This is a genomic window from Photorhabdus viridis, assembly GCF_040256935.1.
Classification (GTDB): domain Bacteria; phylum Pseudomonadota; class Gammaproteobacteria; order Enterobacterales; family Enterobacteriaceae; genus Photorhabdus; species Photorhabdus viridis.
Genome location: NZ_JBEJZY010000023.1, coordinates 1 through 18,926, shown reverse-complemented (window position 1 = coordinate 18,926; position 18,926 = coordinate 1). Strand labels below are relative to the sequence as shown.

22 protein-coding genes and 2 pseudogenes are annotated in these 18,926 nt (G+C 39.4%); 14 read left to right on the top strand and 10 right to left on the bottom strand.

Annotated features, from left to right (window positions below; all coding sequences use genetic code 11):
- Positions 1-2: 2 nt before the first annotated feature.
- The gene (locus ABR397_RS11480; protein WP_046975925.1) at positions 3-353 is read right to left on the bottom strand and encodes a putative holin; all 351 of its coding nucleotides are present in this window, start codon (positions 351-353) and stop codon (positions 3-5) included.
- A 250-nt stretch (positions 354-603) separates the two neighbouring features.
- Here ABR397_RS11480 and ABR397_RS11475 point away from each other — a divergent pair, with 250 nt between their 5' ends.
- On the top strand, positions 604-1,374 hold the full coding sequence (locus tag ABR397_RS11475) for a DNA adenine methylase (protein ID WP_214085409.1): 771 nt from the start codon (positions 604-606) through the stop codon (positions 1,372-1,374).
- Between the two features lie 47 nt (positions 1,375-1,421).
- Here ABR397_RS11475 and ABR397_RS11470 read toward each other — a convergent pair whose 3' ends face one another.
- From ABR397_RS11470 to ABR397_RS11460, 3 genes are all read right to left on the bottom strand, one after another.
- Entirely contained in the window at positions 1,422-1,859 is a 438-nt protein-coding gene (locus ABR397_RS11470) for a hypothetical protein (RefSeq protein WP_350305872.1), read from the bottom strand.
- A 239-nt stretch (positions 1,860-2,098) separates the two neighbouring features.
- Complete coding sequence (locus tag ABR397_RS11465) at positions 2,099-2,635, bottom strand: hypothetical protein (RefSeq protein ID WP_214085411.1); 537 nt, start codon at positions 2,633-2,635, stop codon at positions 2,099-2,101.
- Between the two features lie 16 nt (positions 2,636-2,651).
- Positions 2,652-3,068, bottom strand: coding sequence for a helix-turn-helix domain-containing protein (locus ABR397_RS11460; protein WP_082303644.1), 417 nt, complete (start codon positions 3,066-3,068; stop codon positions 2,652-2,654).
- A gap of 90 nt (positions 3,069-3,158) precedes the next feature.
- Here ABR397_RS11460 and ABR397_RS11455 point away from each other — a divergent pair, with 90 nt between their 5' ends.
- The 8 genes and pseudogenes from ABR397_RS11455 (at position 3,159) to ABR397_RS11420 (ending at position 9,489) form a co-directional block, all read left to right on the top strand.
- Positions 3,159-3,347 carry a DNA-binding protein gene (locus tag ABR397_RS11455; protein WP_036777229.1) on the top strand — a complete coding sequence of 63 codons (189 nt, stop codon included), beginning with the start codon at positions 3,159-3,161 and terminating at the stop codon, positions 3,345-3,347.
- Positions 3,348-3,413: 66 nt separating this feature from the next.
- The gene (locus ABR397_RS11450; protein WP_350305871.1) at positions 3,414-3,722 is read left to right on the top strand and encodes a helix-turn-helix domain-containing protein; all 309 of its coding nucleotides are present in this window, start codon (positions 3,414-3,416) and stop codon (positions 3,720-3,722) included.
- Positions 3,723-3,741: 19 nt separating this feature from the next.
- A complete protein-coding gene (locus ABR397_RS11445) occupies positions 3,742-4,698 on the top strand; it encodes a DUF3102 domain-containing protein (RefSeq protein ID WP_350305870.1) in 957 nt (318 codons plus the stop codon).
- A gap of 53 nt (positions 4,699-4,751) precedes the next feature.
- Positions 4,752-6,536, top strand: a complete 1,785-nt coding sequence (locus tag ABR397_RS11440; RefSeq protein WP_350305869.1) for an integrase — start codon at positions 4,752-4,754, stop codon at positions 6,534-6,536.
- A 238-nt stretch (positions 6,537-6,774) separates the two neighbouring features.
- Positions 6,775-7,947 carry an ExeA family protein gene (locus ABR397_RS11435; protein ID WP_350305868.1) on the top strand — a complete coding sequence of 391 codons (1,173 nt, stop codon included), beginning with the start codon at positions 6,775-6,777 and terminating at the stop codon, positions 7,945-7,947.
- A gap of 460 nt (positions 7,948-8,407) precedes the next feature.
- On the top strand, positions 8,408-8,599 hold the full coding sequence (locus ABR397_RS11430) for a hypothetical protein (RefSeq protein WP_350305867.1): 192 nt from the start codon (positions 8,408-8,410) through the stop codon (positions 8,597-8,599).
- Positions 8,600-8,697: 98 nt separating this feature from the next.
- Positions 8,698-9,128: pseudogene (locus ABR397_RS11425) on the top strand (gp16 family protein).
- Positions 9,121-9,489: a Mor transcription activator family protein gene (locus tag ABR397_RS11420; RefSeq protein WP_036843675.1), complete on the top strand. Its 369-nt coding sequence runs from the start codon at positions 9,121-9,123 to the stop codon at positions 9,487-9,489. Before ABR397_RS11425 ends, ABR397_RS11420 begins: the two are co-directional and overlap by 8 nt.
- Before the next feature lie 178 nt (positions 9,490-9,667).
- Here ABR397_RS11420 and dinB read toward each other — a convergent pair.
- Positions 9,668-10,498 (bottom strand): annotated as a pseudogene (gene dinB / locus ABR397_RS11415) (DNA polymerase IV); the annotation flags it as partial.
- A 172-nt stretch (positions 10,499-10,670) separates the two neighbouring features.
- Here dinB and ABR397_RS11410 point away from each other — a divergent pair.
- The 4 genes from ABR397_RS11410 to ABR397_RS25450 all read left to right on the top strand — a co-directional run bounded on the left by ABR397_RS11410 (position 10,671) and on the right by ABR397_RS25450 (position 15,446).
- A complete protein-coding gene (locus ABR397_RS11410; RefSeq protein ID WP_350305866.1) occupies positions 10,671-12,971 on the top strand; it encodes a TonB-dependent hemoglobin/transferrin/lactoferrin family receptor in 2,301 nt (766 codons plus the stop codon).
- 374 nt (positions 12,972-13,345) lie between these two features.
- The gene (locus ABR397_RS11405) at positions 13,346-13,660 is read left to right on the top strand and encodes an antitoxin of toxin-antitoxin stability system (protein WP_350305865.1); all 315 of its coding nucleotides are present in this window, start codon (positions 13,346-13,348) and stop codon (positions 13,658-13,660) included.
- Positions 13,661-13,821: 161 nt separating this feature from the next.
- Entirely contained in the window at positions 13,822-14,226 is a 405-nt protein-coding gene (locus ABR397_RS11400) for a type II toxin-antitoxin system YafO family toxin (protein WP_350305864.1), read from the top strand.
- A gap of 1,100 nt (positions 14,227-15,326) precedes the next feature.
- On the top strand, positions 15,327-15,446 hold the full coding sequence (locus tag ABR397_RS25450; RefSeq protein WP_455430660.1) for a DUF7706 family protein: 120 nt from the start codon (positions 15,327-15,329) through the stop codon (positions 15,444-15,446).
- Positions 15,447-15,493: 47 nt separating this feature from the next.
- Here the strand turns inward: ABR397_RS25450 and ABR397_RS11395 are convergent, their stop codons facing one another.
- From ABR397_RS11395 to ABR397_RS11385, 3 genes are all read right to left on the bottom strand, one after another.
- A complete protein-coding gene (locus ABR397_RS11395) occupies positions 15,494-15,955 on the bottom strand; it encodes a hypothetical protein (protein WP_350305863.1) in 462 nt (153 codons plus the stop codon).
- Positions 15,956-16,151: 196 nt separating this feature from the next.
- On the bottom strand, positions 16,152-16,673 hold the full coding sequence (locus ABR397_RS11390; protein WP_350305862.1) for an SMI1/KNR4 family protein: 522 nt from the start codon (positions 16,671-16,673) through the stop codon (positions 16,152-16,154).
- 22 nt (positions 16,674-16,695) lie between these two features.
- Entirely contained in the window at positions 16,696-17,100 is a 405-nt protein-coding gene (locus ABR397_RS11385; protein WP_350305910.1) for an HNH endonuclease, read from the bottom strand.
- A 308-nt stretch (positions 17,101-17,408) separates the two neighbouring features.
- On the opposite strand from ABR397_RS11385, the gene ABR397_RS11375 reads away from it, so the two are divergent.
- Positions 17,409-17,531, top strand: coding sequence for a hypothetical protein (locus ABR397_RS11375; protein ID WP_350305861.1), 123 nt, complete (start codon positions 17,409-17,411; stop codon positions 17,529-17,531).
- Between the two features lie 128 nt (positions 17,532-17,659).
- Here the strand turns inward: ABR397_RS11375 and ABR397_RS11370 are convergent, their stop codons facing one another.
- Both ABR397_RS11370 and ABR397_RS11365 read right to left on the bottom strand, forming a co-directional pair.
- Positions 17,660-18,274, bottom strand: coding sequence for a DUF1963 domain-containing protein (locus ABR397_RS11370; RefSeq protein WP_350305860.1), 615 nt, complete (start codon positions 18,272-18,274; stop codon positions 17,660-17,662).
- Positions 18,275-18,286: 12 nt separating this feature from the next.
- Positions 18,287-18,733, bottom strand: coding sequence for a hypothetical protein (locus tag ABR397_RS11365; RefSeq protein ID WP_350305859.1), 447 nt, complete (start codon positions 18,731-18,733; stop codon positions 18,287-18,289).
- Positions 18,734-18,926 lie beyond the last annotated feature (193 nt).

Below are 18,926 nucleotides of genomic sequence, written 5' to 3'. Positions count from 1 at the left end.
AATCACAACCCTGTAGCTACACTCAGACAGGTAGCGGCAACAATCAATGCACGGCGTATCAGAACGGCTGCAAATACCATATGGTAGCCAGTCTGAACGGGATATTTTCCTTTTTTCATGAGTATTTCATCATATTTCAGATACTGACCGGGCCTTGCTTTCGGGAATAAACTACGATCAAGCCAGTACCCCAAGACAACAGCCAGAGCAATAAGCGACAATTTGTAGATCACAACAGGGACTTGTTGAGGGGAAACTAAACCGATAGTGATCAGCAATAGAACAGCTGTTAACAACCAGCCACCGAGGCGTAATTTTTTGATAAGTGATACAAACGATTTGAAAGTTTTCACTGAACTGTCTCCGTAGTCGTTGATGGAAACAGTTTTGCCAATTTATCGGAAAAAGGATTTTAAAGGGCGTTAAGAGCGCATCAGAAAAGTAAAAGACAGGATAAGAGCGACCTGCCTAACACTCGAATACTGGGTAGGCTATCAACTCACAGGTATGTACTGTGAGTCAACCGAGGCTCTTTCCGCTATTGATTATTGATGACCGGGAAAGCCTAACTCATTTTCAGCTAATGGAAAAGGCTTACGGATAATGAAAGAACAATCTTTACCTATCGTTCCGTGGATTGGTGGTAAACGCCGATTAGCAAAACATATTTTACCGTTATTTCCTGAACATACCTGTTATGTCGAACCGTTCTGTGGTGCTGCCGCGCTGTATTTCCTAAAAGTACCGAGCAAATGTGAAGTGATTAATGATCTTAATGGTGAGTTGGTGAATCTTTATCGCGTAATAAAACATCACTTGGAAGAGTTTGTCCGGCAATTTAAATGGGCATTGGTCAGCCGCCAAATATATAAATGGTTACAGATTACCCCCGAAGAAACGCTAACCGATATTCAGAGAGCAGCACGTTTCTACTATCTCCAAAAGCAGGCGTTTAGCGGTAAGGTTGCTGAACATACTTTCGGTACTTCCACCACCAGCCCACCGCGATTTAATTTACTCAGAATAGAAGAAGAGCTATCAATGGCTCACCTACGACTAGCAAGAACGATCATTGAAAATATGAACTGGGCACAATGCGTCCAACGGTACGACAGGCCACATACGCTGTTTTACTGTGATCCGCCGTATTGGGGTACCGAAGGATATGGCATAGATTTCGGACTTGAGAACTATGATCTATTAGCAGAACTAGCACATACCATCCGAGGGGAAATGGTAATTTCGGTGAACGATATTCCAGAAATGCGTAAGGCATTCAAAGGATTGAAAATGCAAGTAGTCAATATCGGTTACAACTTGAAAGTCACGGGGAAAGCTAAACAGAGTAAAGAGCTGATTATTTGTAATTTCTAATAACCGAGAATGGCAAGGCAATATATTTGCTTTGCCATTTTTTACCTTTAACCTAAGCCAATAGAACGGGATACAAACTGTAAGCCTATTCCGAGAGTTTGGCTCACTAAAGACCTTAACGCTTCTTTACTTTCAGTCTTCAATGTTTCCTTAATGCGATCACCTAATGGGGTTTCTAAGCTGTCAGGGATTACTTTAAGAACTTCTAAACCTTCAGCCGTTAATACGGCTCTATGACAACCTTCAGAGCTCATAGTCCCTGCCAAGTAACCATTTGTCATGAGCCAATCCACTGTATCCAGAAAGAATCTATGATCTTCTACTGTAGTACAAAGTTCGTCAGAGTATGTTCCATCAGAATATTGAAGGGGTTCACCGATTACCTCTATAGATAAAAGATCTATCTTTAAAGGAAATGACTCATATAGTTTCCCAAATATAATACCTACAATTTCATTAAACTTTTCTATGTTTGTAGTAGACATAAATATCCTATTTGTTTCTAAAGTTTCAATTTCAATGTTCCACCAGGTACATTCTGTTGATCTAAACAAACAGATTGGCAAACTGATTTAGATATGGATAAAATTGTTTCGTTATCCCCTATATCAAGAAAACAATTATTCCCATTGGCTATATAATCATTGGGAAGTTTGGCATTTGTGGGAATTAATAAGTTACGCACAGTCCATACCCTTATATGAAATAGAAAATAACTATATTTTTAAGAATTTCTACGTTGTAAGATGACATCTATGGTATCAATAACATCCTGATTTTCATCTATTATCCTATTTTCTATCTTCCTGTGCTTGTCCATTTTTTTTCCGCAAAGCGCTATCAACACGACCCAAGAAATAAAGATTATCAATGTCTTATCATTAAGTACCAATACATTAGTAAATCCTTCACCGAAAAATATCATATAAGCGTTCCATAGGGCAAACGTGAATGCTATAAGCACGAGACTAAGTAATAGCAGGCAAGGTGTATTGATGTAATAACGCCATTTAGCATCTTTATTTTCTATAAGTAATTCTCGTTTTATAGCAAGTAATTCCCGACTATTCCTTTCATGAAGCTCACGCGGGCGAGATGGCATGGGGTTAATATTGACGACTGAACCTACATGAATAGAGCCATGATTATTGCCACCAACGCTGATGGTTATTTGTCGTTCCTGCCCATCTTGGGGAAGTTGTTTAAGGCTATCAAAAACTTGTCCTGCTAATGTTTGTAATTCCTCATCTCTTCTGTCCATGCAAATCCTTTATTTTTTAATGATTAACAACCAGTTTTAATACTCTGTCAATTCTACTGTCATCGACAACCGACTCTTTAATTAAAAAGTTATATATTTTTGATGATTGCAGGACGAGTTCATCGGGCGTCCAGCGGCGATTAGCCTGTTGTGCCATCGAATCTAGTTTATGAACAATTTTTCCCAGTAATTCTGTATCTATCTCACTGTTTTTGTAAGCGGTAGAGGCTGACTGTTGAACTTGCCCTGTTATTAGGTACAACACATCAAGACCCGCTTTTGCCCAAAGGCTTATAGCATCAGCCCCTGGTGCAGATTCGTCTTTTTCCCACCTTATCTGTGATTTTCTTGATGCGCCAACCATCTCCGCGAAATCGGACTGACTAAACCCCAATCGCTCACGCTCTTTTTTTAATCTCTCACCAAGAGACATTTTTGTCACCAAAACCCTTTGCAAGTCCCATTAATGGGACAATAATGTCATGTATTGTACAAACATCATTGCATTACCGGAGGCCATAGCATGACACCCGAGAAAATTAAAAGCCGCTTTCATCAACACGGCATCACTATTACCCAATGGGCACAGGAGAACGGGTATTCCCGCGAAGCTGTATACCGAGTTCTTAATGGACAATCCAAAGCTAATTACGGAAAGGCCCATGAAATAGCTGTAAAGCTAGGTCTGAAAACGCCAAGTTTAGGCATTTAAATTTAGCCTAACTATTTTATCACTTTATGTAACAGATTATCACATATTGAAAAGGGAGAGTGTGACATGCGCAAAATTAACGTTTCCAGTTCTGGTACGCGCATATTACGGGTTCTTAAGGCTCTACGTGGTCATTCCTTGTCTGGGCTGAGTAATGGTGAATTAGCGGAATTACTGGAGGAATCTCCTGCAAATATTAATCGTGCACTAAATACATTAATAGAAGAAGGGTTGGCGCAAAAACTGAGTAGCGGCAGATATGCACCAGGTATGCAATTACTGCAAATAGCACAATCGTTCTCTAATGAAATGGCTAACACACAGGCCAGAATTACAGAAATGAATCAGCGCGTTCTAGCTGGTAGCAGAAATTAATTAACAGGGGATTTATATAATGGCACGCTCAAAAAATACAACATCAGTAAAACTGGCCGAAGATGTTCAACTTGCCGACGATCTACAGGTCAATCTCAACGCTATGACAACACACCGTCTGCAAATCATGGAACAGTTTGGTGATGGTTTGCCGTATGAACGTGATCGCATCGTCCATGAAACCCGTTTCTACATGGCTCAGAGTGCTGAAGCGATGTTAGAAGCTGGGAAGCGTCTCATTATTCTTAAAGAGAATGAACCTCATGGCGAATTTGTTAACATCGTTAAGGATCAACTCGGTCTGGAACCCCGTATTGCCCAAAAAATGGCACAAGCTGCACTCAAATTTCTTTCACCTGGATTAGAAACAAAAGCGAAAACGTTTTCGCTTTTGGGACGTTCCAAACTGTATGAATTGATGCTTGAAGACGATGATGAACTGTCTGAATTGGCTGAAGGTGGTACTGTAGCTGGTCTGACATTAGATGATATTGATCGCATGTCTGTCCGCGAACTACGTAAAGCCCTGCGTGATACACGTGCTGATCTGGATATTTCACGCCAGACGGTACAAGAAAAAAAGGAACTTGTTAGTAGTTTGATTGAGGAGAAATCTGAAATCCAGCACAAACTTCAGCGCCGAATCAATCATGAAAAACCGGAAGAAGAAGGTGCAGCTTTGACACAAGAGGTTAATTCATTGTCTTTTGCTATTGATGCCGCGATCACCAATCTTTTCAATGGATTTGAAACGCTTAATGACCATACCAGACGCACCGATATTAGTCATGTTGGGTTTATGGCAGGCGTACTCGATGACCTTGAAGTCAAAATTCGTAACCTACGTAATCACTTTAATCTGCCTGAGTACAGAGAACACAGCATTGTTCCTGATTGGGCTAAAGAAGGTGCGGAAGCAGAAGAGGAAAAATTCGAACGACCAGAATGGATGGATAAGGAAGAGGCACATGAATAAATCTGAATTGAAAAAAATGCTTGAAAAGAAACTGAAGAAATAAGGGCAATAACATGAATACCACAATGACCGAACGATTAGTTTCTATTGCACAGGCAGCACATAAAGCCGGACATGGCAGTAAAGAAGCAATATATCGGGCGGCTTGTGAAGAGCTGTGTATGTCACGTTCAACATTGATTAAAAAACTTGGTGAAGTTTCTGGCAAAAAGCCACGTAAGAAACGTTCTGATGCAGGTAATAGCGCGCTGACACGTGAAGAAGCAACTTTGATCTCAGGGGTATTGATGGAGGCCACTCGTAATACAGGGAAACAGTTATATAGCCTCGAACAGGCCGTTAATGATCTGCGTTCAAATGGCCTGATTAATGCAGGCCATATTGATACCGAAACAGGTGAATTTTCTTCGTTATCCATTGACGCTATTAGTCGTGCATTGCGCCAGTACAAACTTCATCCTGAACAGTTGAAAATGCCTGCGCCCAGCCTACAATTGGCTAGCCTGCATCCCAATCATGTCTGGGAATTAGACGCCTCAATTTGTGTGTTGTATTACCTAAAAAACCCTAATAAAAACAATGGGGTTGATAGTGGATTACGCATGATGCCTGTGGCTGAATTTAATAAAAATAAGCCGAAAAATCTGGCTCGTATCATTAATGATCGCGTCTGGTCGTTTGAATTAACAGATCACACAAGTGGCTGGATATATGTTGAATACTTATTTGGCGGTGAAACCAGTCAGAATTTTACTTCTGTGTTGATTAACGCAATGCAAGATCGTGGTGACGCAGATGTATTACACGGTGTACCCCAAATTTTATTTACTGACCCCGGTTCTGCTTTGACAGCACCTACACTACGTAACTTGTGTAAGACCCTAGGCATTCAAATGATACAACACAAGGCCCGTAACGCCCGTGCTACGGGGTCTGTTGAAAAAGCACGTGACATCATCGAACGCAATTTCGAATCCGGTTTACGCTTTCGACAGGTTGATGATATTGATGAACTTAACCGCCTGGCACGGCTATGGCGTATGAAGTTTAACCGCAGTGCAATACATAGCCGATATGGACAAACCCGTACAGATTGCTGGCTAAAAATCACAGCAGAACAGTTAGTCAAAGCACCTGCCATTAACATTTGTCGTGAATTGGCAATTAGCACCCCAGAAAGCCGTAAAGTACAGGCAACCTTGCGAGTATCTTTCAGGGGACGTGAGTATGACGTCAGTACTGTTCCTAGCGTGAGTGTTGGTGATTCTATCATGATCACCCGCAATCCGTGGCGTGACGAAGAGGCACAGGTAGTCATTACTGGTGAAGATGGCTTTGAGGCTTTCCATCTTGTTAATGAAGTCACTAAAGATGAGTACGGCTTTGCCATCGGCGCACCTGTAATTGGTAGTGAATTCCAAGCCATTCCTCAAACAATTGCACAACGTAATTTAGCCGAAGTTGAACAGAAAATCATGGGGACAAACAACACGGCTGAAACTGAAATAGCACGTAAATTGAAAACACTTCCCCTCAATGGTCGGTTTGATCCATATTTGGATATTGAACGTAATGATGCACCAACGTATATGCCAAAACGTGGACAAGCCTCTACGGTACATAGTCCACGAATTGAACAGCTTATGAACCCCGTTGATGTTGTCAAAATTTTACGTGAACGGTTTCAATTACATGGTAAGACATGGCGTGGTGAATTTTATCAGCAAATAGTTAAACGCTTTCCTAATGGTGTTCCAACAGATCAAATTGATGAGTTGGTTGATGAATTCATAGGGAAATCAACAACTGTTGTATGCAATATTGTTAACGGTAATTAATTTTTCATGGTGTATATTAAGGAAAAGAAAAATGGCAATTAAAATTCATGATCCACTGCTTTCACTGACAACTCAAAATACAACTGAGGTTTATTTATAAAAGTGATCCAGTTTGTTTTCGTGAAACTCATCATAACGTAAGAAATATAAAGGATATTTTGCCAGGGAATGATGTTGCTATCTCTTATTATCAATGGCATATGCAGAAATAAAAATAGCCGCTTAACGGGGGATTATTATGCTGGTGTTTAAACAGCAGTTACAGATACATCAGTTAACACAAAGTGCAGCAGCAAGTGCGGCAGGAATTTCAGCGGCGGCGTTGGCTCAAATTGTTAATCACAATATATGGCCACGACAGAACGCAGATGCAATTCGTCAGCGTATTACTGATTTCTTGGCAAAAAGAGGTATCGATACCGCAAAAAGTTTTGAGGTGGTACAAACAACCAATAAATCAGATATCTATATCGATAATAAAAATACAACCCTCATTTCTGAGGAGGAAAACATGTTACTAAAAAAACAAGTGTTATTTCCAGCTACGAAAAAGCACTTTGGTTTATTTCGTAATCCATTTGAAGATAGTGCAATTCAAAGTGCTGAAGATGTTTTTGTGACTCCAGATAGCCGTTATGTACGAGAAGCCATGTATCAAACAGCCCGCTATGGTGGTTTTCTGGCAGTATCAGGGGAATCGGGTTCAGGTAAAACGACACTGCGTCGTGATCTTATTGATCGTATTAACAGGGAAAATACCCCCGTTATTGTTATTGAACCCTATGTATTAGCAATGGAAGACAATGATGTAAAAGGTAAGACCTTGAAAGCATCAAACATTGCTGAAGCTATTGTGAATACCTTAGCGCCATTGGAAAACTTGAAACGATCGCCTGAAGCACGCTTCCGCCAGTTGCACAAGATATTGAAAGACAGTTCACGGGCTGGCTATCAACATGTGTTAATAATAGAAGAAGCACACTCGTTGCCTTTACCAACATTAAAACACCTTAAACGATTCTTTGAGCTGGAAGATGGATTTAAAAAACTGTTATCGATCATTTTGATTGGTCAATCTGAGCTGGAATTGAAGCTATCTGAACGTAATCAAGAGGTTCGTGAAGTAGTGCAACGTTGTGAAGTTGTTAATTTGTTTCCTCTTAATGATTATCTGGAAACATTTCTGAATTTTAAATTTAGTCGCGTAGGCATAAAGATTAACAAGATCTTAGATAATAGCGCTATTGGTGCTATCCGTGACCGTTTATGTCTTAGTCGGCATAGTGGTAAAGAAACTGTTAGTTTATTATATCCATTAGCTATCGGAAACTTGATTATTGCAGCTATGAACATGGCTGCAATTAATGAGATACCTATGGTTGATGCTAATATTATTCGCAGTATTAGCTAAAAATATCATTATGATAAAAAGTTCTATTTAGCAATTAATATTGAAAATATTCATATTAAAACTGCCTTATCACAAGTTAAATATTCAAGGCGGATTCGACTAATTTCTGATTTTATTAATTTCAAGTTGGTTACAACAAGGGCGGAACATACCATAATCAAAGAAATGGAAGTCTTAGAAACATTAAGTTCGGAATTTCATTGTCGATCTACTTGAAAAAAAGTTTCTTTGTTGAGGAAAAGAAGAAAATATATTGGTATTAATAAATACATTCATTAAGTAACAGATAATTAAATATGGTAGAAATAAAAGTTATGTTTAAAACTACTGCGGCTTCTTACACCCCGTCATTCTGTAAATAAAACTGTTGTAAAAGATATTAATGAAATATCAATTAATTCAGGTAAAGAAGATTTTTCAATTATCCATTTGAACAGAAAATTAAGTAAGGAACATACTTATGAAAATAACATGTAATCACTGCAAACAACCTGTTGAAAAAATGAATCTAAAACAAGCCAAGGTTATTCAGACTCCTGAATTTGGTGAGTGGGTTGTTAATTTAATCTTGGTTTGTCCACATTGCAGTCAGCAATACGGTGTATCTGTATCAACATGGGATTTACAACCACTGGAGACCACTCATGGATAAAACGGCCTTATACCGAAAAGCCAAGCTCAGTAGTATCAAGTTAATGCTGGCTATTCTGGTTTACTTAATTCAAGAGTACATAGCAGAGGATGAATAAGATGGCAAAACAGAAACTTATTCAGCTTACTTTCATATTGCACGTAGTGATCTAAAACTAGACGAGGATACGTATCGCCAGATGTTACTTGCAGAAACCGGAAAAGCCTCTACGCGGGAAATGGATATCCCGCAGTTAACTCGCGTTTTGGAAGCTATGAAAAAGCGCGGTTTTAAAATTCAATCTTTTAGGAAATCCAAAAAATCACGTCCATTAGATAGACATCCCCAATCAAAGAAGATACGTGCATTGTGGCTGGAAATGGCATCTATAGGTATTGTTCGTAATAGTTCTGAACAAACCTTAGCTCACTGGGTTAAGCGTGAAACGAATATTGATGGTTTACAGTGGTTAGATTCAGACCAAGCCAGCAGCATTATTGAAAAATTGAAGAAGTGGCAGAACCGCGTCACGAGGAAAAAGTATGAATGATGTGAATAACTTTCGTAGCAAAGGTCCTGAGTTGCTAGTCGAACTGGCACAGCATACAGCTTGCACGGTCAGTGAAATAATCCATGTTGAGCCTGCGTTAGCCGAACAAATTGGTGAAGCTGTTGCGAACCATATGATGCAGGTTTGGGGCGGTCAGAATGTCTATTTTCCTATGGGCATGGTTTGGAAAGTCAGCCTCCGTGATCGTGAGATTTTCAACGAATTTAACGGTAAAAATCATCATGACCTGGCTCGTAAGTTTGGTGTTTCTATTCAATGGATTTACAGCGTAGTGAAACGTATTCGAAAGGAGGAACTGGATCGCCTGCAAGGTAAGTTATTCGATAACGAGTCTGAATAGGCAGGTCAAACTAATTGAGCTTAGTAAAATCAGATGGCAGACTAAACATGATTCTCGTTCGGTCTGCCTTTCAAATACTGAAAAGGATTTACAATTGAATCTCCATAACTTCCCATTTAGTCCAAGTTTTTCCCATAATTATCTTTCAATTCCCTGTCAAATATCTTACTTATGATCAGACTATGCTCAAGCGTTTTTCCAACTCCAGATACAAACTTTCTATAAGTTCAGCGCACTGTTCCCAATGTTGAATATCCTTCGCCAGTGTCCGCTCCACACCAACCGATTTTCGTAGACGATCCGAACGAACCAACCGCTCATCAATACCGTGGCACCGATCCCAAAGTACCTGACCAAATTTTCCCAGCCGTTTCACCAGAGCGATCACATCATATTTTTGTACATCAGCACAGGTTTCCAGCCCCATATCCGCCAGCCGTTGCACAGTGACCTTGCCGACACCCGGAATTTTTTTCAGCGGTAAAGCTTTAACAAACTCAGACAATTGATCAGGTGAAATCACATATTGCCCATTTGGTTTATTAATATCAGAAGCGATTTTTGCCAGAAATTTTACCGGAGCAATACCAGCCGATGCCGTCAGTTGCAGTTCATCAAAAATAGATTTACGGATTTCATGGGCGATAAGTGTGGCAGATCCATAACAATGGTGACTATCCGTGACATCCAGATAAGCCTCATCCAACGAAAGAGGTTCTATCCGCTCAGTATAGTGAGAAAATATCTGACGAATATGCTGGGAAACCTCTTTATACAGAGCCATACGCCCCGGAAGAACTTTAAGTTGAGGGCACAATTTCAACGCCATTGCGGTAGACATTGCACTATGTACCCCGAAACGACGGGCAGGATAATTAGCCGTGCAGATAACACCTCGTTTATCTGCACTACCACCAACAGCTATCGGAATATGGCGGAGTGACGGATTATCCCGCATTTCAATAGCTGCGTAGAAACAATCCATATCCACATGAATAATCTTTCGCATTTTGCTTTGACCGATCATCACAAACTGTATAAATATACAGTACTCCATCATTAAGATCCATCAGAAAAAAAGTTAATCCCGTTATTAACTTTTTTCTGCCCGATTTCCTTCGTCAAGTGACCTGTTTAAACAGGTTCTTTTATTTAGCTACATTCCAAAGGTATTTATGGCAATGAAAAATCGCGGAAAACAACAAAAAGCATACGTACCAGTAACAACACAGCAAATTAATCGCACTGTTCGTTACGCTTTATCAAGCATGATTGTCCTAAGTGCGGGTCTGCCCGGTTATCTGACAGCACAGGAGAATGAAACACAACAGGCCGCAGAAAAGTTAGAAAAATCGGAGAAAGTGATTGCCCTGCCCGCGCTTTCCGTTATTGGAGAATTAAACAATAGCGTCAGCGCAGGAAGTTCTGTATTAAGAAAATCAGATATTGAGCGTACCCAAGCAGACAATATCGCCGAATTACTCAATCAACTTCCTGGCGTTTCGATGTCAGGCTCGCCCCGCCCAGGAGGCCAAACCCTGAACATCTGGGGAATGGGTGATACAGAAGACATCAAAATCACATTGGATGATGCACCAAAAGGCTTCGAAAAATATCTCCAGGGATCTATCTTTATTGAGCCGGAATTAATCAAACAGGTCGATGTCGATAAAGGCCCGCATAACCTGCTTGATGGTAATGGCGGATTTGGCGGAACAGTTAAAATTGTCACTAAAGATGCAAATGATCTATTACAGCCAGGAGAAGATTTTGGTGGATTACTGAAATACAGTTATCACACCAATGACCGCCAAAATATTTATAGCAGCGCAATCTATGGCCGGACAACAGAAGGCTTTGCCGACGGCTTGTTATATATGAGTAAACGGGATGGCGGCAATATTAAACGGCCAGATGGCACCCGTTTTGCTTTCTCTAAAAGTGATCAAGCATCCTACTTACTGAAAACTCATTTTTACCTGAATGATACTCACACATTGACACTTTCCGCGATGCATTCTGATTCTGCTGGCTGGCAACCATGGGCAGCAAAAAGCGATGGAATAGTCGTTCCGTCAGAATACGAGGTTAAAAAATATGGTTGGAATGAAGCCTGGCGCCGTAAGTTAGTTTATCGTGATCAAACGGATCAAAACTACACCGCCAAGTGGAATATCGCACCGGAAGACAATCCGTTACTTAACCTAACAGCAACCTATGCCTATTCGAAAACAGAACAGCATGATAAACGCTCTGAAAAAGCCCACAACGGTTTTATTGGTTCATTAGGAAATGAAAGCTGGATCGACTATGTAGATAACTTAGTAGATATAAATAACAAAAGTGCATTTATAACCGGGCGCATAGAACACACATTACTTGTTGGAACTCGTTGGCATAAAAATCAACGTAATACCCTTATGCATGATAAAAGCAAAGACAAAAGACCTGAATACAACTATGGCTATTTTCAACCAACCTACATGCCTTCAGGAGAGCAAAAAACGAATAGTTTCTATTTGCAGGATGAAATGGTTATCGGCAGCGTTACTGTGACCCCCGGTGTTCGCTATGACCATATCACCAATACCGGCAAACCCAATATCGCGGCAATCTACAATGATAGTTCTCCAAATGTAGGCCATGATTACAGCAGCGTCACCTATACTGGCTGGTCTCCCCATTTGGGTATCACGTGGAAAGCAACACAAAACCTGTCGCTATTTTCGGATATTAGCCGGACATGGCGTGCGCCACTCGTGGATGAACAGTACGAAATGCAATATGCACAAGCGAGTGTCACGGCCACCAGCCGTAATTTGGATGTAGAAAAAATGACCGGTTTACGCTTCGGTGCGATTCTGAATTTCAATAATCTGCTGGCAGACCAAGATAGTTTGCAAATCCGTACAACTTTATTCCGTAATAGAGGCAAGGATGAAATATTTGTCCGTCGTGGAGTCATATGTAAATCACCGGATTGCGAAAAGCCTTTATCCAACTACCGTAATTTACCGGGATACACCATTCAGGGGCTGGAAATTGAGACTTTCTACGACAGCAATTACCTGTTTGGAAAACTTTCTTATTCAACTATCCGTGGTCAGAGAGATGCTTCACCACGCGATCCTTGGGGTAATAAAACCTGGATTGCGGAAACTCCACCCACCACTGCCCGCGCCATGTTAGGCATAAAAATCCCTCAATGGCAGATATCTACGGGATGGACTGGCGATTTTGTCCGTAAGCAAGATCGATCGCCTAAAGATGGCGACCCAATGGCAATACTCTGGTCAATACCTAAAAGCCAAGGTTACGTTCTGCACGGTTTATTCGCCAGTTGGCAACCTGATTTCCAGCAAGGTCTTGAAGCTCGTATAACAGTAAATAACCTGTTTAATCGTGATTATTACCCATATCTTAGTGAATCTGTTTCTGGGGTTGGACGTAACATTAAATTCAGTATCTCCCAAAAGTTCTGATTTCCCACCTGATAGTTCCCTCTTTTTGAGGGAACTCAGACTACTGACCAACCCATTTGAAATTTCTTTTATCGGAAACTTTATATAGCGTATTATCGGCTGATTCGTTTTCTCTGGTGCTTTAATCATGTTTTATTACATCAACAATGGTAAAAGTCTGTCAGATTAATCAACCAGAAAGGTTATAACAGTTAAACGGATATTTAAAGTCGGTTTCTTGAGACTCTTTAACTATGGGGCCACAAATATACTGCTAATCAGCTAAAGATTAGGCCGATCAACAGCCTACAAGATATTGGTTTCAGATTAAATATAGCGCTATACTTAGCCCTATATTTAATCTATTGTATAACTTTTCCAAACGGAGGTTTATCATGTTGCAGAAAGTTATGTGTGGCTACACAACAGCTATCAGTAAGTTTAAATCCAATCCCAAAGCAGCACTGGCAGAAGCCCAGGGAGATGCTATTGCTGTTTCATCTAACAATCAGATCCAATTCTACGCTGTTCCTGCTGCGCTTTTTGAGGAAATGAGCGCGTTTTGTGAATATGCGCAACGGGGAAGTACAGAATTAAAAAACATCCCAGCTAATTTCACCGGAGAAGGGCTAAATATGAATAAAATAGCCACTAAGATGGCTGCAAAAATCAAAGAGGGGATGTCTGGGGACTACGAAGAATGGTCGTAAGATATGGGCATATCTCTCTGAAGAAAGGATACGACCGCTCTTTAGTGATCTTCTGGTAATGAACAGCGCCCTTAATCACTAGTAGATCATTTTCACCAAGGTGAAAATGAAATAAAGAAAATAACGGAAAAGTGACTAAACAATTAAAAGGAAACTCAGCGGTGATAAGAATATTCACGCACCGTGTTTTGAAAGAGGCTTTAGGCAAACAGAGAACCAAAGCGCTGGTTGATGACTTTCGGGCCTATAAAGAGGGAAAAGGCTTACCCGTCACCTTTGGTCGAGACGTTCCCTACCGATTTACATATGACCGATCTTACCTTGAATTGCAGCACCTGCATTTTAAAGACAAAGGATTTCCACTCAAGTTGGTGCAATTTAAACGAACCAGTGGTTATGTTTTGGTTTATTGCCTTGGTTTTTTCGACGTCAACACCTATCTGTTAATCGCGATTATCAAACACTGGAATCACAACAAACCCAATGATGTAGCTGAGACGGACAGGGATATCAATTTAATGAACGAACTGGAAAAAATCGCCGAAGGCTTTCGGGAAAAATACTAGACTGATGGTAATAAGCGAACATTTGTTACTCCGATTTTTCATGATTGATGGTTTAATCTGTTTATGAAAAAGTTTATTCACCGGTTGAAAACGTTATTAAAATTGGTTTCTTTTGGACAATAGATTGTCTGATTAATCTATTAATATTCTTATTTACTTTTTTCTGAACATATAATCATTAATAAAACCAATTTTTATTTCTTATTTTTCATTGTATAACTCTATGATAGATAAGTTTTAAACTGTTGTTAAAAGCCATTTTTTTAACCTCTGTTTTTAATCGGCATAATAAGGTTTTACCTGTTGTTTTTACTAATTTTAATTCCTAATTTCTATTAGATTTAATCATCAGGCATATTGTGTTTTACATTTAACCAGCGTTAGTCATACTTGCTTTTTATCTTTATTGATACTGTTTTACTGGCAATTTTAAATAGTTTTCATAAATTACCCTCCTTTCTTTTATCTTTATGAATCAATCCGTAAATAGCTAGATGGTATAAAAATATCCTTTTATGTTTTTTCGGATAATATTATTTTTTCGCTGATTTCTTTTCAATTTTTCGGTTAATGGTTAATTGGCTTCGGTTAAATTTTATTAACGTCTTTTTAAAAAACTGCACTTATAGTTAAATCCGTCTTTTATATAAAAGCTTTAATATCTCTGTTTTTGTGCTTTTAAATCGTTAAATAAATTTAAAATAAGTGGAGGGTAGCATTGCTGATAAAAAAATTAAACATGGATATTAATAGGCCGTTAAAGGGAAATGCAGGTAAAAAGATAAAATGAATACTGTTAAAAAGGTGATATCGAGTAAAGCGATTCTCATTTTGAAAGTTTTCTTATTTTTTAATTAAAAATTTATTTAATGAATGATTTTCATTGAGCCATTTTTGTAAATCTAATAGTTTTTACGCTTAAAACTAAAGGGGATAATAGGTATATTAATGATATTAAAATCAAAGTCCATTTCTTTAATCATTTTTAATCCTGCTAAACGCTATTGTTATTTTTTCGCTATGCGGTTAACTCTGTTAAATGTTTTAATATAATCTCATGTTTTTATTACTTCAGTTGACTCACATTGAAGCGCTGGTTTTTGCCCAACTGGGCGGAGATATGCGCCTGTGCGGTGAATGATGAGGAGGCGTATCAGATCAAAGATGCTATCTGTAAGCTCCAGTCAGGGCTGGCTTACCGTGGCTATACGCCACGGTAGATCATCAGTCAGGCCGGGAGATCGCAGAGATCTTGCGGTTTTTTATATTATCGTAGCGGTACCGGTAAACGACTGGTCAAAGGCCTTAATTGCTCTCTATCATCCCACAGTCCCGGAAACACCTCGAATTTCAGGTCATCACGGTTAATACCGGTATCAAAATAGCGACACAGACGTTCTCTTAGCGATTCATATCCCCACATATTGGTCAGCTCGTATTTTTCAATAATTTCCCGATCTTTTGGTAACGTTAAGTCTTCCTTTAATACTGGCGCTAGCGTGGTCCCTATATTACCCTCAGGGCCGATATCAATCAGTTTACCTCCCATAAATAAAAAAGAATTTTTATCCCCCGGATAATGATCGCCATTGAATGAAGAATAAGGTTTTATCCAGTAATTATTATAGGATTGAATATTAGGAATAACCGATTTGTCTTTAATTTTCTCAATTGCTAAGTTAGGCAAAACCACCTGACTAGCGACAAAAACCCGGAATAAAATAGGCACCTGATTTAAGTTAATATTCTTCCATACACCATCCGTATTGCAAATATCATAAACCTCATTTCTGGGCGGTTCAACATTTGTCCAATAGTATATAAGTTATCCCGGAGTTTAATATTTACCAAATGGTTTTCTTTCCAGACAATTCGTTTAGTCATATTTTTCAAACAGCCGTTAACAACGGCTGCCTCCTTATATTCTATAAACCTTGAATTAGCTTCATGCCTTTATATTCAGTTTGCGAAAGTATCTGTTTAAAAAATTCTTCGAAAGAGTGAAATATTTTATAAAGGTTTCCACATTCATCTACTTCATGAAAAGCAATATCTTGCATATCATCTTCAACATGTAAGTGAGTTCTATCCCAATAATAGACACCTTCATTCTTTCCTTCAGTTACTAATATATAAAAATTACCGCCTGGATCTGTACCAATGATCAAAGAATTTTTTATGAATGATAATTCATCCAAATAATCATTATTCACTTCAATTAAGTTGAAATTTTCATTTTCTATATTGATACCAAACAAAGAATCAAAAGCGATTTCACCATCATCAACGCCGTGATATGTAAGATTACACGCATCCGGATCTTCAACATAAAATCCGTTATATTTCTTCAAGAAAGCACGGTAACTTTCAGGAAGAGTTATTGAATAATGCTGCTCAATAGATAAAATTTCACTGTCATCTATATTAATACCATGATTTATTGGCATAAATTTACTCCAATACTATTCTTCAACATTTTTTTCTTAGCGTTGATGCGCCACCACGGTGAGTAAAGGTGCCGTGTACTTTCCTAGGCACTTCTTGCATTGTTTTTCCATTTTCATGATGGTGCCAAGTATTTGAACCATAATCGGCTTTTCCTTTCGGCGCTAACTTGTCAGCTTTTGCAAAATCACCATCCCCATATTTATGGTGATTTCCTTTCAGATCAGGCACATCTACACGCTGTCTTTCATATGGAGAGAAGTCAGGGTAACCATTAGGATAACGAACAACATTACCCGAGGCATCTTTATAAACCCAAGTTTGGGTATCTATTTCTTGCCAGACTATACCACCTTTATTACCCCACTTAGCGATATCAGGAGAATTTAGTGGTTTTCCAGTTAATCCCCACGGATCGATCCAACTCATTGGGTTAGGCGCGTAAGTATATAAGTTTAATCCACCTGCTAATCCAATGGGGTCTTAGGCACTATCCCGACGCCATCATACAGTTGAGCGGACCTTTCCCCCTGATTTAGCAGCCTTTTTCTTCGCCGGCTTTTCCCATCCTGTTAAAGAGCATGCCAACTGGACCCGACGAGCACTTTGCTGATTTTAGCTCGCTTTTTCCCCGATGTCAGCGCCGGGGCAGCTTGCCTGCGCCGCTGATGCGGGCTGGCGAGGCCCGCAGGTAAAGCCGCCGGTGAAGTGATCCCAAAAAGTTGGGCGGCTGTCTGGTGCTCATTCCTGACAGTGAAGCCCCGCAACAACAGCATCAGCAGTACCAGCGCCAGCAAGACCAGCTTAGTGAAATTAAGCTGAGAATGCGAGAACTGATAGGCGATTATAAAGTACGCTGATATATACGGGTATTAGCCACGGTAAGAACAAGAAAGCCGGAAGAATACGTATATCTTCCGGCTTTCTTTTTTATAAACACTGAGTGGATTATTTTCACTCATTTGTCTAAACGGTTATTTCAAAAAAATTATGCCGTTTGTACAAAGAAGATACCTTCTATTCCATTTTCTGTACTTTTAATAAACAAATAACCAATAGCATCAGATAACCCTAATGCATCTTGAAAAGGTTTAGGGAAATCTGCCGAATATATCTGACATACAAAGTGATAGCTATTTCCGATGTCACCAATATCATCTAATCCATTTGGCACATTATTTGAAAATAGCGAAATCATTGGATATTCATCGTCACCCATTTCCATATCTAAAAAATTAACACTTCTTTCTGGTATGAATTTATCGTTGTTTTCCACTGAATCATTGGTTAAAGAATATGAAACGAACGTAAATCCTGACTGAATAAGCTTTAGTTCTTGCTCATCACCAAAATAGGTTATGTTATCAAGGAAGTAATCATCATCAGAATAAGTTGAAAAAACAGATAAATATCCAGATGTTGGCAATACTCCTTGAGAGATTCTAGAAGATAACTTCTCGCAATTTATAGAAAAAAGATGAAGTAGTTTTTCACCATCTGGGTTTACAGGCCACTGTGATACATATCCTCTTTTCCCACCAAGAATAAAACCAGAGTCATTATTCGAAGTTTCTTCTACAACAATTCGCGTAAGACTATACATGCAACATTTCTCCTATTTACAAGTACCAGCATTTTTAGCCTTGTTTGATAACCCGTTAAAGAATTTTCTAGCTTGGTTTCTTAACTGTTTTACTCTGCTAGCAGGAACACCAGATTTTCTTAACCCACCAGAGGTTATATCTAGTTCTCTCTTCGGTGTTGATGCAAACTCATTTTTCCCGAGGTCTTGACTTGCCCTAATTTGATTCTCATGCCAATGTGCACTACCAACACCACGTGTATCTTTTTGTGGGCCACGAGTGTGGTGATCTAAATCTAAAGCAATAGATGGATTTCCTGATAATCGGCTATTACCTGCAAGTCCCTGCTCACGTAAATATTCATGTCTTAACAATTCATGCGCTTGCAATTTATCACCAACGTGAGTTGGTCCATTCAATTCACCATATGTTCCCAATTCGAATAACTTTGCAAGCCCAAGCGGGTCGATCCAACTCATTGGGTTAGGCGCGTAAGTATATAAGTTTAATCCCCCTGCTAATCCAATAGGATCTTAGGCACTATCCCGACGCCATCATACCGTTGAGCGGACCTTTCCCCCTGATTTAGCAGCCTTTTTCTTCGCCACTTTTTCCCGCCCTGTTAAAGAACATATCAACTCGCCCCGACGGGCACTTTCCCGATGTTAGCGC